The sequence below is a fragment of the Megasphaera sp. genome, from assembly GCF_047831605.1.
Classification (GTDB): Bacteria; Bacillota; Negativicutes; order Veillonellales; family Megasphaeraceae; genus Megasphaera; species Megasphaera intestinihominis.
Map to the genome: position 1 here is coordinate 1,524,184 of NZ_CP181255.1, position 17,011 is coordinate 1,541,194.

At 51.7% G+C, this 17,011-nt stretch carries 18 protein-coding genes and 1 riboswitch; of the genes, 10 read left to right on the top strand and 8 right to left on the bottom strand.

Annotated features, from left to right (window positions below; all coding sequences use genetic code 11):
- Positions 1-133: 133 nt before the first annotated feature.
- Entirely contained in the window at positions 134-958 is an 825-nt protein-coding gene (locus ACFWUB_RS07270) for a MetQ/NlpA family ABC transporter substrate-binding protein (protein ID WP_036200576.1), read from the bottom strand.
- A gap of 89 nt (positions 959-1,047) precedes the next feature.
- Positions 1,048-1,146: riboswitch (SAM riboswitch) on the bottom strand.
- A gap of 247 nt (positions 1,147-1,393) precedes the next feature.
- On the opposite strand from ACFWUB_RS07270, the gene ACFWUB_RS07275 reads away from it, so the two are divergent.
- Positions 1,394-2,650 (top strand): RNA-guided endonuclease InsQ/TnpB family protein, encoded by a 1,257-nt coding sequence (locus tag ACFWUB_RS07275; RefSeq protein ID WP_416183731.1) that lies wholly within the window; start codon positions 1,394-1,396, stop codon positions 2,648-2,650.
- Between the two features lie 237 nt (positions 2,651-2,887).
- Complete coding sequence (locus tag ACFWUB_RS07280) at positions 2,888-4,027, top strand: MFS transporter (RefSeq protein WP_416183732.1); 1,140 nt, start codon at positions 2,888-2,890, stop codon at positions 4,025-4,027.
- 158 nt (positions 4,028-4,185) lie between these two features.
- Here ACFWUB_RS07280 and ACFWUB_RS07285 read toward each other — a convergent pair whose 3' ends face one another.
- The 4 genes from ACFWUB_RS07285 to ACFWUB_RS07300 form a co-directional block, all read right to left on the bottom strand.
- Positions 4,186-5,586, bottom strand: coding sequence for an FAD-binding oxidoreductase (locus tag ACFWUB_RS07285; RefSeq protein WP_020311675.1), 1,401 nt, complete (start codon positions 5,584-5,586; stop codon positions 4,186-4,188).
- Positions 5,587-5,652: 66 nt separating this feature from the next.
- On the bottom strand, positions 5,653-6,081 hold the full coding sequence (locus tag ACFWUB_RS07290) for a hypothetical protein (RefSeq protein ID WP_020311674.1): 429 nt from the start codon (positions 6,079-6,081) through the stop codon (positions 5,653-5,655).
- A gap of 16 nt (positions 6,082-6,097) precedes the next feature.
- Complete coding sequence (locus ACFWUB_RS07295; RefSeq protein ID WP_416183733.1) at positions 6,098-7,444, bottom strand: MFS transporter; 1,347 nt, start codon at positions 7,442-7,444, stop codon at positions 6,098-6,100.
- Between the two features lie 35 nt (positions 7,445-7,479).
- Complete coding sequence (locus ACFWUB_RS07300) at positions 7,480-7,689, bottom strand: hypothetical protein (protein ID WP_020311672.1); 210 nt, start codon at positions 7,687-7,689, stop codon at positions 7,480-7,482.
- A gap of 444 nt (positions 7,690-8,133) precedes the next feature.
- Here ACFWUB_RS07300 and ACFWUB_RS07305 point away from each other — a divergent pair, with 444 nt between their 5' ends.
- From ACFWUB_RS07305 to ACFWUB_RS07320, 4 genes are read left to right on the top strand one after another with little or no spacing between them, the layout of a single operon-like run.
- Entirely contained in the window at positions 8,134-9,288 is a 1,155-nt protein-coding gene (locus ACFWUB_RS07305; protein WP_071601857.1) for an amidohydrolase, read from the top strand.
- Complete coding sequence (locus ACFWUB_RS07310; protein ID WP_020311670.1) at positions 9,285-10,307, top strand: methionine ABC transporter ATP-binding protein; 1,023 nt, start codon at positions 9,285-9,287, stop codon at positions 10,305-10,307. Before ACFWUB_RS07305 ends, ACFWUB_RS07310 begins: the two co-directional genes overlap by 4 nt.
- Entirely contained in the window at positions 10,307-10,966 is a 660-nt protein-coding gene (locus ACFWUB_RS07315) for a methionine ABC transporter permease (RefSeq protein ID WP_020311669.1), read from the top strand. The genes ACFWUB_RS07310 and ACFWUB_RS07315 overlap by 1 nt, the downstream gene beginning before the upstream one ends.
- Positions 10,967-11,014: 48 nt before the next feature.
- Positions 11,015-11,854, top strand: coding sequence for a MetQ/NlpA family ABC transporter substrate-binding protein (locus tag ACFWUB_RS07320; RefSeq protein WP_292281678.1), 840 nt, complete (start codon positions 11,015-11,017; stop codon positions 11,852-11,854).
- An 11-nt stretch (positions 11,855-11,865) separates the two neighbouring features.
- Here ACFWUB_RS07320 and ACFWUB_RS07325 read toward each other — a convergent pair whose 3' ends face one another.
- On the bottom strand, positions 11,866-12,588 hold the full coding sequence (locus tag ACFWUB_RS07325) for an HAD family hydrolase (RefSeq protein ID WP_416183734.1): 723 nt from the start codon (positions 12,586-12,588) through the stop codon (positions 11,866-11,868).
- Between the two features lie 34 nt (positions 12,589-12,622).
- Positions 12,623-13,549 carry a metal ABC transporter substrate-binding protein gene (locus ACFWUB_RS07330; RefSeq protein ID WP_020311666.1) on the bottom strand — a complete coding sequence of 309 codons (927 nt, stop codon included), beginning with the start codon at positions 13,547-13,549 and terminating at the stop codon, positions 12,623-12,625.
- 129 nt (positions 13,550-13,678) lie between these two features.
- Here ACFWUB_RS07330 and ACFWUB_RS07335 point away from each other — a divergent pair, with 129 nt between their 5' ends.
- The 3 genes from ACFWUB_RS07335 to ACFWUB_RS07345 are packed head-to-tail and all read left to right on the top strand — an operon-like array spanning position 13,679 to position 15,587.
- Positions 13,679-14,347, top strand: a complete 669-nt coding sequence (locus ACFWUB_RS07335; protein WP_292262524.1) for a metal ABC transporter ATP-binding protein — start codon at positions 13,679-13,681, stop codon at positions 14,345-14,347.
- A complete protein-coding gene (locus tag ACFWUB_RS07340; RefSeq protein ID WP_292298400.1) occupies positions 14,347-15,165 on the top strand; it encodes a metal ABC transporter permease in 819 nt (272 codons plus the stop codon). The genes ACFWUB_RS07335 and ACFWUB_RS07340 overlap by 1 nt, the downstream gene beginning before the upstream one ends.
- Positions 15,162-15,587 (top strand): Fur family transcriptional regulator, encoded by a 426-nt coding sequence (locus ACFWUB_RS07345; protein WP_292262527.1) that lies wholly within the window; start codon positions 15,162-15,164, stop codon positions 15,585-15,587. The genes ACFWUB_RS07340 and ACFWUB_RS07345 overlap by 4 nt, the downstream gene beginning before the upstream one ends.
- 311 nt (positions 15,588-15,898) lie before the next feature.
- Here the strand turns inward: ACFWUB_RS07345 and ACFWUB_RS07350 are convergent, their stop codons facing one another.
- Positions 15,899-16,423 carry a nitroreductase family protein gene (locus ACFWUB_RS07350; RefSeq protein ID WP_020311662.1) on the bottom strand — a complete coding sequence of 175 codons (525 nt, stop codon included), beginning with the start codon at positions 16,421-16,423 and terminating at the stop codon, positions 15,899-15,901.
- Positions 16,424-16,677: 254 nt separating this feature from the next.
- Here ACFWUB_RS07350 and ACFWUB_RS07355 point away from each other — a divergent pair, with 254 nt between their 5' ends.
- The gene (locus ACFWUB_RS07355) at positions 16,678-16,980 is read left to right on the top strand and encodes an ArsR/SmtB family transcription factor (RefSeq protein WP_020723714.1); all 303 of its coding nucleotides are present in this window, start codon (positions 16,678-16,680) and stop codon (positions 16,978-16,980) included.
- Positions 16,981-17,011: the final 31 nt, after the last annotated feature.

Sequence of the window (17,011 nt, forward strand, 5' to 3'; positions counted from 1 at the left end):
GAGTGTCTCCTTTCTGAATCTGATGACAACCATTATTATACCATAAGTAAAGGGCTTGTCGCACGTGCGACAAGCCCTTTTAAGAGGATTCAGGCGGGCCGCCCTTTGGGCGGCCCCTACGAACCACTAGCCACTAAAACGCCGGCAGGATAGTTCCCTGGAAGTGTTCTTCAATGAATTTCTTGATCGGTTCAGACTGATAGATTGCCAAGACTTTCTTGTATGTTTCGTTGTTTTCGTCGCCCTGACGGACTGCCATGACGTTGGCATACGGCGAATCCTTCGATTCGACGAGGATCGAATCTTTCTGCGGGTTCAGGCCGGCCGGGATAGCGTAGTTGGTGTTGACGCAGGCCAGGTCCGTATCGTCGAGGGAGCGGGGAATCTGAGCGGCGTCGAGTTCGACGAACTGGAGGTTCTTGGGATTTTCGGTGATATCTGTTACCGAAGCGTCGACGGAGTTGCCGTTTTTCAATTTAATCAGGCCGGCCTGCTGGAGCAGGAGCAGGGCGCGGGCACCGTTGGTCGGGTCGTTCGGGATGGTGACTTTGGCGCCGTCCGTGACGTCTTTAATGTCTTTGAATTTATGGGAGTAAACGGCCATGGGCAGGATAATGGTCTTGCCGATGGAGGTAATCTTCAGGCCTTGTTTCTTGACGACGTTGTCCATGTACGGCTGATGCTGCATGGAGTTCATATCCAGGTCGCCTTCGGCCAGGGCCTTGTTCGGCTGGACGTAGTCGTTGAATTCGACGACTTTGATAGTAATGCCCTGTTTAGCTGCTTCTTTAGCGACTTCTTCCATGACTTCGGCATGAGGACCGGCAGTGACGCCCATCTTGATTTCTTTTTTGTCACCGGAAGCACCGGAATTGGAAGACGAACCGCAGCCGGCGGCAAAGAGGCACGTCGTCGTGATGAGAACGGCGGCGAAGAGTTTTTTTACTGTTGCGTTCATGTAATCATTTCCTTTCTGGATAACGGATAATAAGGGCTTGCCGGTCAAAAAGAAAAGCCGTCATACAGATGACGGCTCAATTTGCGATTCGTTCATCTGCCGGTATACACCGCTGGACTTGGCACCTATCCCGATAGGGGGTTGCCGCAGCGTCATCGGGCCATTCCCTCGACTGCTCTTGATGAAAGACAATGTATGGTTGTTGGTGTACATATTATCACCTGGAAGAGAATCTGTCAAGAAATATTGTGCTTCTTGAGGAAAATTTCTTTTTATCATAGTTTCGCCAGAAGACTCCTTCCTCTTAGGTAGGGGATGAATGGCGATGGATTTCGCAGGTTCGATGCCTGCGAAATCCACCCTATGTCATTTCTGTCTTAGCCTTTTCACTTCGTCTACGGTATAATGGTAGGTAACAGAGGAGGTGAATCCTAGATGTACTTGACGCAATCGAATGTCATCCGCGGCTTGGCGAAACAAGACTATACGATGCTCCGGGAAATGTGCCAATACAGCAATAACCTGTACAATGTAGCGGTCTATATGATTCGGCAGCATTACTTCGATACCCAGCAATTCTTGCGGTATGAAGAAAATTACCCTATCTGCAAGGAAAATGAAAACTATGGCTTGTTGCAGGCCGGTGTTGCCCAGCAGATATTGAAAATGGCCGACCGCAGTTTTCGTTCTTTTTTTGGGCTTTTGCAGAAAGTCAAGTCCGGTGACTATGGTTCAAAGGCTGTTCGCCTGCCATACTATCGTGAAAAAAGGGGCCTCTTCAGTCTCATCTTGTCGACGAACGCCATCAACATTAAGAATAGCTTCCTGACGGTACCAATGAGCCGTGAATATATGAAACGCCATCACGGCCATCGGATTCGGATTCCTGTTCCCGACAGACTGAAGGATAAGACGATTCAGGAAGTCCGCATCTGTCCCATGCATGGCGGACGGTATTTCAAGATTCAGTATTGCTACTTACAGGAACCAGAACCGGTGAAAACCTCGCCAGACCGTGTCCTGGCTGTTGACTTGGGCCTGGACAATCTGGCCGCCTGCGTTACCAATACGGGGACGTCGTTCCTCATGGACGGTCGTAAACTCAAATCTATCAACCAGTATTGGAACAAACGCAAAGCCAGACTCCAAAGCATTGCTGCCAAGCAGGGCCAGAAGACGACGAACCAGCTCTGTCAGTTAGCGAAGAAACGCAATTTCCGGATGCAGGACATCCTTCGCAAGACAGCCCGTTACATTGTTAATTTCTGCATTGACCATCAGATAGGGACCCTTGTTTGCGGTTATAATCGAGATTTCAAACGAGGACTGAAGCTGGGCAAAGTGACGAATCAGCATTTCACTCAAATCAGCCTGAGCTATCTGCGTAGTACCTTGAAACAGCTGTGTGAACGCTATGGGATAACCTATCTGGAACAGGAAGAGTCCTATACCTCTCAAGCCAGCTGCCTGGATTTGGATGATATTCCCGTATACCAGCCGGATACACCCTATACAGGAACGTTCAGCGGGAAACGAGTCCAGCGCGGCCTGTACCGCTTTGCCGATGGAAGGACGGCCAATGCCGATATCAACGGCGCCGCCAACATACTTCGTAAAAGTAAGCAGAACTTCGATTTCGAAGGACTGTGTAAGGGGCTTTTGGACAGCCCTTTGAGAATAAGGCTATCCTGATTTCAGGAGGAAACTTAAACAGCAACCTTCTCAAGAATCTCCCGCTTCTATAAGCGGGAGAGGTTCAAAATAATACCGCTCATCGGAGGCTTATGCTCGTATAGTATAAAGCCGGATAAGATGTCACTTCAGTCCTGCAGCGGAGGAAGGGCGCGTACGTAAACGCGTCTTTCGATAAAGATGCAGGACAGGGTGGTTTCTTGTCTGGCTTTTTTTAGTGTGAGGTGACAGAAATTGATGAATAAACGAGATATCCTTTGGCAGATTTATAGTGCCAAAGCCTTTTACTTCCTCGGCGGTTTCGGTTTTACGTCGTGGGCATCGCTCATTCCCTTCCTGAGGCAGCAGCTGCAGATTCAGGACGACCACCTGGGGTTCCTCTTATTGGCCGTCGGCTTAGGCGCCCTGATCATGATGATGCTGGCCGGTTCCATTGCCGGGCGCCTGGGCTGTCGCCGTTCTTTGACCATCGCCGGCCTGGCCATTGCCGTCGTCCTGAACGTTCTCTGTTATGTGCCGGCTTATGCAGCGGCCTTGGTCATGGCCGTCCTCCTCGGTTCGTCCCTGGGACTGCTCGACGTCGTCGTCAACATCAACGGTATCTTCATTGAACGGAAAGTCCACAAGCGCCTCATGTCCGGCCTGCAGGCCATGTGGTCCCTGGGGAATTTCGCCGGCGCTGCCTTTTTTGCTTCCATGCTCCACCTGGGCTTTTACTGGAAAATCGTCATGATTGCCGGCGCCGTCTTCATCGGCCTCTGCGTCTGCTTCTTTGCGCCCCATCTCCATGAGGAACGGCAGGCATCCGGCAAGGGCGCTTCCCTGGTCCTGCCCAAGGGGAAAATCGTCCTCATCGGCCTGGTCTGCACCATTGCCTTCCTGGTAGAAGGTTCTATCAACGATTGGAGCGGCGTCTTCATGACGACGGAAAAGGGCATCGACATTTCCCAATCCGGTCTGGGCCTGACCCTGTTTACGGCGTCGGCCTTCCTGGCCCGCCTGCCCGGTGACTCCCTGACCATGCATTTCGGGCCGCGGCGGCTGCTGGCCCTGTCACTGCCCGTCGCCTTTGCCGGCTTCATGGGCATCCTGCTCATCAGCGGCGGCCCCTTCCTGTTTGCATCGTACATCCTCATCGGCGTCGGCTGTGCCAATACCGTGCCGATCTTTTATTCCTCTCTGGGGACGCAGAAGGACATGCCCGTAGCCGATGCCGTCGCTGCCGTCAGCACCATCGGCTACGCCGGTATCCTCCTGGCACCGGCCGTACTGGGCTTCATCGGCCGGGCCTTCAGCCTGACCGCCTCCTTCGCCTTAGTCACGGCCCTCCTGGTCATCATGTCCATCATGGCCATGCGGCTCTTGCGGGGGAAATAGTTTGTAGTTTGTAGTCGGGGATGTGTAAGAATCCCGTGACCGACTTGCGTAAACGGGCGCCCCACGTGGGCGCCCCTACTAACCCCTATCCCCTAACCCCTAACCACTAACCACTAGCCACTTAAAAAGGGCTTGTCGAATGACGACAAGCCCTTTCTTCACGCCTCAATCACTTTCCCCGGGTTGAGGATGTCTTTCGGGTCCATGGCCCGCTTGATGGTCTTCATGATTTTCAGTTCGCCTTTTGGCGTGAACTGTTCCATATATTTCAGCTTCTTGGCACCGATGCCATGTTCACCGGCCAGGCGGCCGCCGACGCTGTAGGCATAGGCGTAGACCTGCTGGTGGAATTCTTCGACGTTCTTTTCCCATTCTTCGTCGCTCATATCCATCTTGCAGAGGACGATGTGCAGGTTGCCGTCGCCGATATGGGCGTTGATCTTGACTTCAAAAGGATAGTTCTTACCGATGTCCATGATTTTTTCAATGGTCCCGGCGATTTTATGTACCGGAACGACGACGTCGTCCGTGAGGAAGACCTTGCTCTGGAGTTCGACGGACGTCTGGCAGTTACGGCGCATATTCCAGACGCGGTCGTCAGCTTCCAGGACTTCGGCAGCGCCCGATTCTTCACAGATCGTGCAGACAGCGTCCATCTTGGTGTCCAATTCGTCTTCGTGGAACGTTTCGACGGTGATGATGACGTAAATGCCGTCGTCGTAGTGCGGCATGTCCTTGTAATGGCAGTAGTCAGCGCAGCCGCGGACGTAGGAATTGTCCATGTATTCGACGCTGGTCGGGTCGATGCCGGCTTTCATCAGCTTCGGCACCATGTGCAGGGCCTGGCGCGGGTCCGTGTAGATGGCCAGGACGTCGAAGCGGTACGGCGGCAGGGGGATGAGCTTGACTGTGACTTTGGTGATGATGCCCAGCGTCCCTTCACTGCCGATGATGAGCTGTTCCAGGTCGTAGCCGGTAGAGCATTTCTTGAGGATGCGGCCGCATTCGACGATATCCCCTGTAGGCGTGACGATTTCCAGGCAGTAGACCTGGTCGCGGGTGACGCCATAGCGGACGGCGCGCAGGCCGCCGGCATTGGTGGCCAGGTTGCCGCCGATGAGGCAGCTTTCGGCGCTGGACGGGTCGCCGGCATACATGAGACCGACTTTTTTGGCGGCGTTCTGCAAGTCTACCGTGCGGACGCCGGCTTCGACGGTCATGTACATGCCTTCTTCATTCAGTTCGATGATCTTGTTGAGACGGTCCATGCAGAGGACCAGGCCGCCGCAGACAGGGATGGCACCGTCGGCCAGGCTGGTGCCGCCGCTGCGGACGGTAATGGGGAAGTCGTATTCATTGGCCAATTTGACGATGTCCGAGATTTCCTGGGCATTGGCCGGTGATACGGCTGCTTCCGGGAGATGGAACATGGCCGGATTGGTTTCATAGTCTGTCTGATACTGTAAGAGCAGGTCTTTATCGGTCTTGACATAAGTCGGACCGGTAATGGCCTTTAATTTTTCAATGATTTCTGCCGTAATAGGCTGATAAGTTTTCAAGCGAAGGGCCTCCTTATAAAAATCGGTTGTCTTATTTTACCACGCCCGCTTTGCTTAGGGAAGGCATCAGAACTTGAAATCGATTGTTGCCGAGACGCCGACGCCCTGGACGCGGCTGAGGTTGGTGACATTCGTCGTCGCCATTGGGATGAGGGCATTGGCCCGGGCGATGCCGTTGAATTCGCCTTCCAGCTGAGCCACGGCCTTGACCTTTTCGACCTGTGCTGATGGGCCGATGACCTGGACGGCGCCGATATATTTACCCGTACCGACACTGACGATGGGGACGACTTTCGTCGCGTAGTCCGTGCCGACGCCGTTCTTCATGAGCAGTTTGTTGAGGAAATCATTGATGGAATCGCCGTATTTGGAAACGAGGACGGAAATACCGCCGACTTTCAGGATAGAGCCGAGGTTGAAGGCCTGGACGGCCGTGCCGCCGGCAAAGCCGAGGAGCGATGCGACCGTAACGGCTGCGATGAGTTGTTTTTTCATGGAAATACCTCCTAATTTACACTTTTTTGGGACTTGTGCCGCGGGCCAGCGAGGCCGTGACGGCGAGGAAACAGAGGACGGCCAAGATGACGAACGAAGCGTGCAGGGCGGCCACGACGCCATCCGCATAAGACGGCTGTTTGGCCGTCTCTGTCGTCATGATGAAGGTGACGACGGCCATGCTCAGGGCCTGGCCGAGGTTGCGCGATAAGGCCAGGATGCTCGAAGCGATGCCGTGATGCATCTTTTTGACCGACCCCATGATGGCGCTGTTGTTGGGCGCGCCGAACAGGGCTGCGCCCAGGCCGATGAAGACCAGGAATATGGCGGCGCCGCTGACGGGGATGTGCGGGAACAGGGCGAATGCCGTCAGCCCCAGGGCAGTCAGGACGAGGCCGATAGAGGCGATGCCTCGCGGGCCGTATTTATCCGACAAGTCGCCGGCCCGGGGCGACAAGAAGGCCATGATGATGGGCTGGACCAGGAGGATGGCTCCGGATACAGCCGGCGGCAGGCCGAGGATGACCTGGAAATAGAGGGACAACAGGAAAGAAACGGCATAGGTAGAACTGTACTGAATGAGGGCGGCCAGGTTGGACATGGAAAAAGTCAGGTTGCGGAACAGATAGAGTGGCAGCAGGGGGTGGAAGGACTTGCCTTCATGGATGACGAAGATGACCAGCAAGACCAGGCCAATCCAGAAAAAAGCACTGTAATCTTCAAAGGATGATAGCCCGTACAGGGCGCAGAGGATGCCGCTGACCGATAAGGCAGAGCTGACGAGGTTGACGAAGGGAGCGCCGTTGGCATACCATTCTTCTTTGATGGGCCGGATGAAGGCGTACGAAATGATGATGGCCAGGGCAGACAAGAGGAAGATACAGCGCCAGCCGACGAACTGCGTCAGGGCGCCGCCGATGACCGGACCCAGGGACAGGCCAAGATAGGTCAGGGCGACAGCCTGGCCCAGTATATGGCCCTGATGGGCTTCATCCGTCGTGGCCAGGAGCAGGGGCATATAGGATACATAGACGCCGGACAGGGCGATGCCCTGGATGGCCCGCAAGATGATGAGCATCGTCAGGGTCTGGGCGAAGGCCGCCGCCGCTGTCGCCATGGCAAAGACGATGAGCGACAGGGAATAGGTCCGCCGCCGTCCATGAACATCGGAGACCTTTCCCAAAGGCAGGAGAAAAGCAGCCGTCGTCATCAGGAAAATCGTCACGACCCAGCTCATGCGGTCCGGCGCGACGCCGAACTGACCGGCCATGACGGGGATGGCGATATTGATAGACGTAGAAAGAAAAGGCCCGACAAAACTGATCAGGCAAATCGAGTAAAAAATCCGTTTTTCCGTCGACATATCCGCACCTCACAAACGTAATCATTCTGCTCCTATTATACCATATGAGCCGGAGCCGGTGGGAGCTGGCGGAGAAAATCGCGGACTAAGAACGTGCAGAAATAAGGAAAGGTGTAAATATCGTTTTCATGGCCGATGTTGCCGCCGATGAGCTTGATGCCGAAGCGGATGTCACTATAAGACGGGCTTTTCGACGAAAAACGGCTTTTTCTGAGGACGCTCTTTCCACTGAATGAGGAAGTCATCGATTTTTCGCTTTAAAAGCAGTATCTGAGCGAGTCAAAATAATGTTTGTTATAATGATATGCTAACGTGAATTTTTTTTGCTAATTTATTAGAAAATATATAAAAAGATGAAACTATACTTGACAAGTAGCCTTTTGAATAGTACCATAGGCGTAAACATTGAGAAATGCGATAACCAAAACAAGTACATCTGTGTACTGCGTCAGAGAGTGCAGGTCTGGGGCTGAAAGCCTGCATCGTTGGGAAACAGGATGGAATGCCTTTGGTTGCATGGCTGCGGAATTTAGTATGCAGCTGCGTCTGACCGGCGTTACACGGTTATGAGATACAGTTTTGGCTGTAAACAGAGTGGAACCGCGGGCCACCGTCTCTGTCATAGGAGATGGTGGCCTGTTTGTATATCCACAGAAGGATGTAGAGAAAATGAGAAAGAGGGGTTATGAATGATACAGGACATAAATCAATATATTCATGATGAATTTCAATGGTTCCATCGTCATCCGGAACTATCTTTTAAAGAAATAGAGACGACCAAACGGATCCGTCAAGACTTACAAAAAGGCGGGCTTCATATTTTGAATCTGCCTTTGGAGACGGGCGTCGTTGCAGAGGTCGGAACAGGAAAACATCCTATTGTTGCTATCCGCTGCGATATTGATGCCCTGCCGGTTACGGAAAAAGCTGACGTACCTCATCGGTCAGAACATCCCGATTGTATGCATGCTTGCGGACATGACTTCCATACAGCTTCTATTTTGGGGGCAGCTTATTTATTGAAAGCACGGGAAGCCGATATTCAAGGAACTATCCGTATTATTTTCCAGCCGGGAGAAGAAGGTCCGAGCGGAGCCTTGAAAATCATTGAAACGGGCATTATTGATGATGTCGATGCGATTTTTGGAATGCACTGCACGCCCCTTCTCGATGTCGGTCAAATGGGGATCATCGATGGTCCGGCCATGGCGGCTGTCGATGCTTTTCGTATTACTTTTCATGGCAAGGGCGTCCATGCAGCTCATCCGGATAAAGGTATCGATCCCATCGTAACAGCGTCTGCTTTTGTCGGTGCTGTCCAGACTGTGGTCAGCCGGAATATGGATCCCTTCGCCGCTACTTTGGTCAGCGTTACCCATATTGAAGGCGGTCACAACTGGAATGTCATTCCTGATGAAACTTTTGTTGAAGGTACGACGCGGAGTATGAGTAAAGAAGGGCGGCAGGCTATTCGCAATCATATCGAATCCTTGGCCTCTTCCACCGCTGCTGCTTATGGCGCCAAGGCCGAAGTCCATTGGATTCCAGGGCCGCCGGCATTGATTAATGATGCTCATTGGGGAATCTTAGCCCGTAAGGTAGCTGATAAACAGGGCTTTGATAAACAACCGATGGCCCCGTCACTGGGAGGCGAAGACTTTGCCTTTTATTACGATAAGGTACCTGGTTATTTTGTTTTTGTCGGGACTGGCCATTCCTACCCGAATCACAATGCTAAATTCAAGGTAAATCCAGCCGCACTATATCCGGCTTCACAATATATGGCTGAACTGGCCTGCCAGGCAGTAGAACAGATTCAGCAAGAAGGGAGCAGCAAGGGATGATTCAATTTAAAGATGTCAGCAAGACCTTTAAAAGCAAAGGTGTTACGACACAAGCATTACAGCATGTATCACTGACTATTGATGACGGAGATATGTTTGGCGTCATCGGGTTCAGCGGTGCAGGTAAATCGACGCTGCTGCGCATGGTCAACGGCCTAGAAATGCCGACCGAAGGTCATGTAGAAATCAACGGCCAAGATTTGAGTAAAATTTCTCACAATGAAATGCGTAAACTTCGCAAATCCATTGGTATGGTCTTTCAGCAATTCAATCTTCTCGACTCGAGGACCGTTTTTGACAATGTAGCTATTCCTTTACGGCTTAATAAAGCGGATAAAGACAAGATGCATAAAAAGGTCATGGAACTTTTGGAATACGTCAATCTGGCGGATAAGGCCGATGCTTATCCGGGTCAACTTTCTGGCGGGCAAAAGCAGCGTGTTGGCATTGCTCGCGCACTGGCTACGGATCCGTCTATTCTCTTATGCGATGAAGCGACAAGTGCACTGGATCCGGAAACGACGGAATCGATTTTGCAGCTCCTTGAACGGATTCATAAAGAGTTAAATATTACCATGCTTATCGTTACGCATGAAATACAAGTTATTCAGCGTCTATGCAATCGTGTGGCCGTCATGGAACATGGTAAAGTCGTAGAAAGAGGATCTGTGCTGGAAGTCTTCAGTAATCCTCAGCAGGATATGACTAAAAAATTTGTCCGTACGGTTATTCCCGACCAGATTCCGCCGTCTGTCGTTGCCAAGATTCATGAAGAAAAAGATAATTATAAAATTTTGAAACTTCGTTTCCTTGGCGATAATGCGACAGACCACCTTATGTATCATATCAACAAAACCTTTTCCGTCCAGACGAATATCCTCTTTGCATCAGTCAATGAATTACAAAAGACGATTCTTGGTATCTTCATCCTTCAGATTATTGGGAATGATGCAGAGATTGCCAAGGTTATTCAATACATTGATGAACAGCAGGTTCAGTGGCAGGAGGTTGATTTGTAATGATTGATTTAGGTGTGCCTATGTCGCAGATTATTTTGGCGGCAGAACAGACTGTATATATGGTCTTCGTTTCGTTATTCTTAGGGACTATTTTGGCAATTATCATGTCTGTTGTCCTGGTGCTGACTAATGATGATGGCATTTTGAAGAATAAATATGTCTATACTGTTCTCAATACAGTTATCAACATTATTCGCAGTATCCCGTTTATCATCTTGATGGTTTTTATTTTGCCATTGACTAAAATGATTGTTGGGACTCGTATTGGGACGACAGCGGCTTTAGTTCCACTGGTCATTTTCATTGCGCCTTACTTGACCCGGCTTTTTGAAAATTCCATTTTGGAAGTCAGCAAGGGGATCGTGGAAGCGGCGCAGTCCATGGGAGCGTCTTATTTTGAAATCGTTTGGTATTTTCTGCTTCCTGAAGCTAAAAGCTCTCTTATTCTATCGATTACGACTGGGACTATCGGCCTTATCGGAGCGACAGCTATGGCTGGTGTCATTGGGGCCGGTGGCGTCGGTGACTTAGCTTTGACCTATGGCTATGAACGATTGAATACGCCGCTCATGTTCTTTACGGTCGTCATCTTAGTTATCTTTGTACAAATCATTCAATCCATTGGCAATCATTTTGCCTATAAGACGCGCAATCATTAAGGTTGCACACTTATCATATATAGGGATGTTCATTTAGGGGGTATTCATATGAAATGGAAAACATGGAAAAAATTTGGTGTCATTGCGATGGCCGTCATCATGGGCGCTGCTTTTCTTGCCGGTTGTGGCAGCGACAGCAATAATGCATCTAGCGCCAACAAAAAGGAACTGACGTACAGTAAGTCTCAGGGACCGTATTCCGACCTCTTTGAAAAGGGAATTAAGCCTATTTTGGAAAAGAAAGGCTATAAAGTTACCGGTAAGGATATGTCTGATTTATTGCAGGCCGATGTAGCTTTGAATGAAGGTGAAGTAGATTTCAACGTTGAACAGCATACGGCTTATATGGAAAACTTTAATCAAAAACAAAATGGCCATTTAGCGGCTATTACGCCGATTCCGACTGTTCCGGCCGGTATTTTCCCGGGTTCTAAGACTTCTTTGGACCAGGTTGCTGATGGCGATACGATTGCCGTTCCAAACGATGCTTCTAATACAGCTCGTGCTTATGCCCTGCTCCAGAAAATCGGCTGGATTAAATTGGATCCCAATAAAGACTTGTCGACAGTTACCCAGCAGGATATCGTAGAAAATCCGCATCACTTGAAATTTACAGAAATGAAATCTTTAACTATCCCATCTGTACGCAGTGATTTCAGTTACATTGTCATCACTGGCGCTATCATTTACAATGCTAAAATCGATCCTCAGACGGCTTTGGCTAAAGAAGATATCTTACCGCATCTCCTGTTACAGCTCGTTGTCCAGGATAAAGATAAAGATGCACAATGGGTCAAAGATATTGCCGATGCATACCATTCCGACGAATTCAAAGAGTATATGAAGAAAAACAATAATGGCCTTTGGTTCGTACCTGAGGGAGAATAATCGCTAGTTTTTTAAAAGAACCTGGCGATTTCTTCCGGCGTATCGACGAGGAAGCGGGCACCGTGGGCTTTCAAAAAAGTTTTGGAACGAAAACCCCAGGTGACGCTGATGCAGTCCAGGCCTGCGTTTTTGGCGGTCTGGATGTCGATTTCAGAATCGCCGATGTAAACAGTCTGTTCCGGTGTGAGTCCTAAGTCTTTCAAGGCTTTGAGGACCATGTCCGGCGCAGGCTTTCGCCGTATCTGGGGCTGTTCGCCCAGGGAGAGATCGAAGAGGTCCTGAAAATAGTCGGCTGTCAGTTTCTGTACGGCCGGGTCGGGTTTATTAGAGACGACGGCCGTTTGGATGCCATTGGCCCGGAGCTGGCGGAGGAGCTGGCTGATGCCGGTGTATTCTCCCGTCTGGATGGCGCAGTGGGCGGCATAGTAGGGACGGAAGATGTCCTGGATGCGGCGGACTTCCTGGGCATCGACACGCGGTGTAATCGTATCGCCGTCCTGGCCGACGTATTCCAGCTGTTCGTAAGAGGCAATCCCCTTTTCAATGGCCAAGGCGCGGGTAATGGCCACTTGGACGCCGCTGCCGAAGAATTGGCGGACCTGGGCTGTCCCATAGGCATGGTCGTGACCTGTTTCGGCTAAGACGTGGTTCAAGGCGCTGGTCAGGTCTTCCAGGGTATTGAGGACGGTACCGTCCATATCAAAAATTGCGGCTTTATATGTTTTATGTTTCATATTCTTCTCCATGGTTACTTTATTTTTTGCCATTTTAGCGCAGGCTGCTGGCATAAATCTTTTCCAGGTTGTCGCGCATGCGATCCAGGTAGGATTCGTCATCTTCACTCGTTTCGATGGTATGGATCGTTTCGACGCGGGCACCGACTTCACGGGCCAGGGTTTCTGACGTTTTCGGGCTGACCATGTCTTCGACGAAGATGGTCCGCACGTCGTTGGCCCGGCAATAGTCGGCCAGGCGGGCCAGCTGGCGGGCACTGGGTTCGCCGCTGGAAAAGACGGATTCGACGCTGTGCTGGGTCAGGCCGAAGTCGCGGCAGAGGTAGGCAAAGGCAGCGTGGCCGGTGACGAAATCCTTGCGGGGAACGCTGGCGAATTTGCGGGCATATTCGTCTTGCAGGGCCTGGAGCTGTTTTTTGTAATTCGCCGCATTGTTGCGGTAATAGTCGGCGTTGGCCGGGTCGGCTTCAGCCAGGGCGGCGGCGATGTTAGATACTTCGATTTGGGCGTTTACCAGGCTCAGCCAGATGTGAGGGTCGTAGGCGCCGTGTTCTTTGACATCTTCCTCATCGGTCAGGGCGATGGGCGTGACGCCTTGCGAGGCATTGACCGTATGGAGGGATGTATTCTTGGCTGCTTCGACGACCTTAGGGGCCCACGGTTCCATGCCCAGGCCGCTGTAAACGAAGAGCTGAGATTTACCGAGATGTTTAATAGTCTGCGTCGTCGGTTGGAATTCATGGGGCTCTGTCCCATCGGGGATGAGGGTGTAAACATCGACTTTATCACCGCCTACGGCTTGAGTGAACTCTTTCAGAGCGTCGAAAGTGACAGCGACTTTTAATTTCCCGTCATCGGGGACATCGGCGGCGGGACCACAGCCAGCCAGGCCGATGATGCATAAGCAGGCCGCCAGGACCATGCCGTAACGGGCCAGGCGGTTGAGGGTATGTAACAACATTGATAAGACCTCCTATGGCGTCCATCGTATCACGGGCGCCTTTTTTTGTCAATTATTTGCAAATGCCTTGCATTTTCGTTTTCACGGGGCTATAATAAGGGCTCGAGACTACGACAAGGGAGGCAAGCTATGATTGATTTACAGCACGTTTATTTCGCCTATGAACACGGTCAGTACCTGTTAGAAGATGTCAACATGACCATCCGCGACGGCGACTATATTTCCGTCGTCGGTGAAAACGGCAGCGGCAAGAGTACGCTCATCAAACTCATCCTGGGCCTGTTGTCGCCGAGCCGGGGGTCCATTTCCAATACCTATCGCCATCGGGCCTATGTGCCCCAGCGCTTCGAGACGCTGAACAGCCAGTTCCCGATTACGGTCTGGGAAGTCCTCAACTGTTACCGCCAGGTCCTGCACTTGAAGCATAAAGAAATCATCCGGGACTGCCTGGAACAGATGAATGTCTATTCCCTGAAGGACCAGCTCATCGGCAACCTGTCCGGCGGCCAGTGCCAGAAGGTCCTCATCGCCCGGGCCCTCATGGGCCATCCGGACCTGCTCATCTTCGATGAACCGTCGACGGGAATCGATGTGCGCAGTCAGGAAGAGCTCTACCCGTTTATCAAGGATTTAAATGAAAATAAAGGCGTCACGGTCATTACGGTCGAACACAATCTGAAATTCGCTGTCCGCAATTCGACGAAGATGTTCCACGTCGTCGGTGGCCGCGGCCATTTCTGCTCGCCCAAGGCATATCTCGATGAATATGTATCAGCCACGATGGGAGGGGATAAGTAATGTTTGAATATGCCTTTATGCAGAATGCTTTTATCGTAGCCCTGCTCATTTCTATCGTCTGCCCGCTCATCGGCATGTTCCTGGTCCTGCGCCGCTATTCCATGATTGGCGACGCCTTGTCCCATGCGTCCCTGGCCGGCGTGGCTGTGGGTCTCCTCTTTGACTGGAACCCCGTTCTCAGCGCCTTTGGCCTGACCAGTTTCTTCGGCATCCTCATCGAAGTCCTGCGCCGCCGCTTCCGCCGTTATGCCGAGCTCATCCTGGTCATCATCTTATCTCTCTCCGTGGGCATTGCCATTACCATCATCAGTGCCGGCCTGGTCCACACGAATGTCGAATCCTTCTTGTTCGGCAGTATCCTCACCGTGTCGACGGGCGATGTCTACTCCGTCGTCGCCCTCAGCATCATCTCCCTGGCCGTCATTGCCAGACTCTATCCCCAGCTGGTCATGCTGACCTTTGATGAAGACGGAGCGCAGATTGCCGGTGTCCGCAGCAAGCTCATCAACTATATCTTTGCCGTCCTGGTAGCGGCGACGATTTCCGTTTCTATCCGCATCGTCGGCATCCTGGTCATCAGCTCCCTCATCGCCCTGCCCGTGGCGACGGCCCTGCAGCTGCGCAAAGGCTTCCGGCGGACCCTCATTTACTCCGTCGTCTTCAGCTTCATCGACATTCTGTCGGGCCTGCTGCTGTCGTACTACATCGATGCTGCGCCTGGCGGCGTCACGGCCTTGACGTCAGTTGCCATGCTGCTTCTGGTCATTGCCTATAAAGAATGTGTCTTTTCCCTGCAAGAAAAGAGGCGCCGTCCATGAATGACGATTATAAAGCCTGTTTACGCGAACATGGCCTGAAGAGTACCAAGGCCCGCAACGGCGTCCTGGATATCCTGAGCCGGGAAACCAGTGTCGTGACCGTCGAAACCGTCTATGCAGCCCTGTTGGAACAAGGATGTAAAGTCAATTTTTCCACAGTGTACCGCATCCTGGAAATGTTTACAGAGCGTAAACTGACAGAAAAGATATTCCTCCCCGATGAAGGGAAATACGGCTTTTCCCTCCGCCGTCCCGGCCATACACACAGGCTCATCTGTTTACAATGCCATAAAGTCGTGGATCTAGCTCATTGTCCGCTCAGCGACTATGAAAAAGAAGTGGCCCAAAAGACACAGTTCGACATCGTCGGCCACAACCTGGAACTCTACGGCTATTGCCCGGAATGTAAGAAGGGGAGATAATCGCTAGTGGTTAGTGGTTAGTGGTTAGTGGTTAGTGGTTAGTGGTCATTTGCTAGGAGCATCACCCAAATTCCTAACGGGTCGCCCACGTGGCGGGCCTTACTAGAAAAGGGACTACGCATGATGGTATAAGCCTTCATACGATAGTCCCTTTTCTAGTAGTGGTTGTTATTAAATTTATAAAAAAGAAAAAGCAACCTCTCAGTCAGCTTTGCTGACAGCTCTCCTATGAGGAGAGCCACGAACTGCGGCCTGCGAACTGCGGTCTGCGGGCGCCCCACGGGGCGCCCCTACGAGCCACTAACCACTATTTACTTAACAAATTTAATGAAATCCGGTTTCCGCGGGGCTGCGGCCGGTTCCGGGCCGTCGCCGTAGCCGACGATGCAGTGGCCGACGCCGACGAGGTGTTCCGGCAGGCCCCATTCTTTGAGGAGGGCTTTCCCTTCGGGCGTTTCAAATTCTTCTTTGGCCCGGTTGATCCAGCACGAGCCGAGGTGCAGGGAAGCGGCGGCATTCATGAGATTGCCCAGGATGAGGCAGCCGTCGGACCAGGCGTTGGGGGATTTTTCCATGTCGGCCAGGACCAGGAGGACCGTCGGGGCGCCGTACATGGGGTCATTCGTCGTGCCCATGATTTTGGCGTTGAGAGCGCTCAGGCGGGCCAGGGTATCCGTATCCTGGATGACGACGATGGTACAGGGCTGCAGGCCACGACCGCTGGCTGCATAGGTGCCGGCCTGGAGAATCAGATACAAGTCTTCATCGCTGATCTGGGCCTTTTTGTACTTGCGGACGCTGCGCCGCGTGATGAGGGTATGGATGGTTTCATTCATGACATTCACTCCTAAGTAAAAGTATTTTGTTGCGATTTTGTTATCATTATAGGGCATTTTTGATTTAGAGGAAAGGCTTTTGCCAGGACATTTCACGCCTTTTTAGGACTTTTTATAATTCCTTCATAATTCATTTACCTTGTCTGTACCCTGTGCGGGCCTTATTTGTGACGCCTCTAGCAGTATCTGTGAAAAGTGTGCTATAATAAAACGATTAAGACAGACAGTGATAAACAGCATTAGGAGCGATTGCATTGAAACGACGAGCACCGGAACTTTCACAACAATATATCCAGCCTTTGGCCGATGTCTTCAAAGTCCTCGGCGATCCGACACGGCTGCGCATATTGCGCGTCCTCATGAATCAGGAAGTCTGCGTCCGGGATATTGCCGATGAACTCGGTATGGGCCAGTCTGCTGTGTCCCATCAGCTGCGCATCCTGCGCGATGCCCGGCTGGTCCAGTTCCGCCGGGACGGCAAGACCGTATACTATTCGCTGGCCGATGCCCATGTCTTTACGCTGCTCGACGTCGGCCTGGAGCATGTTGCCGAATAAAAGGGGTACATAAAAGGGGAGTAGTTTATGT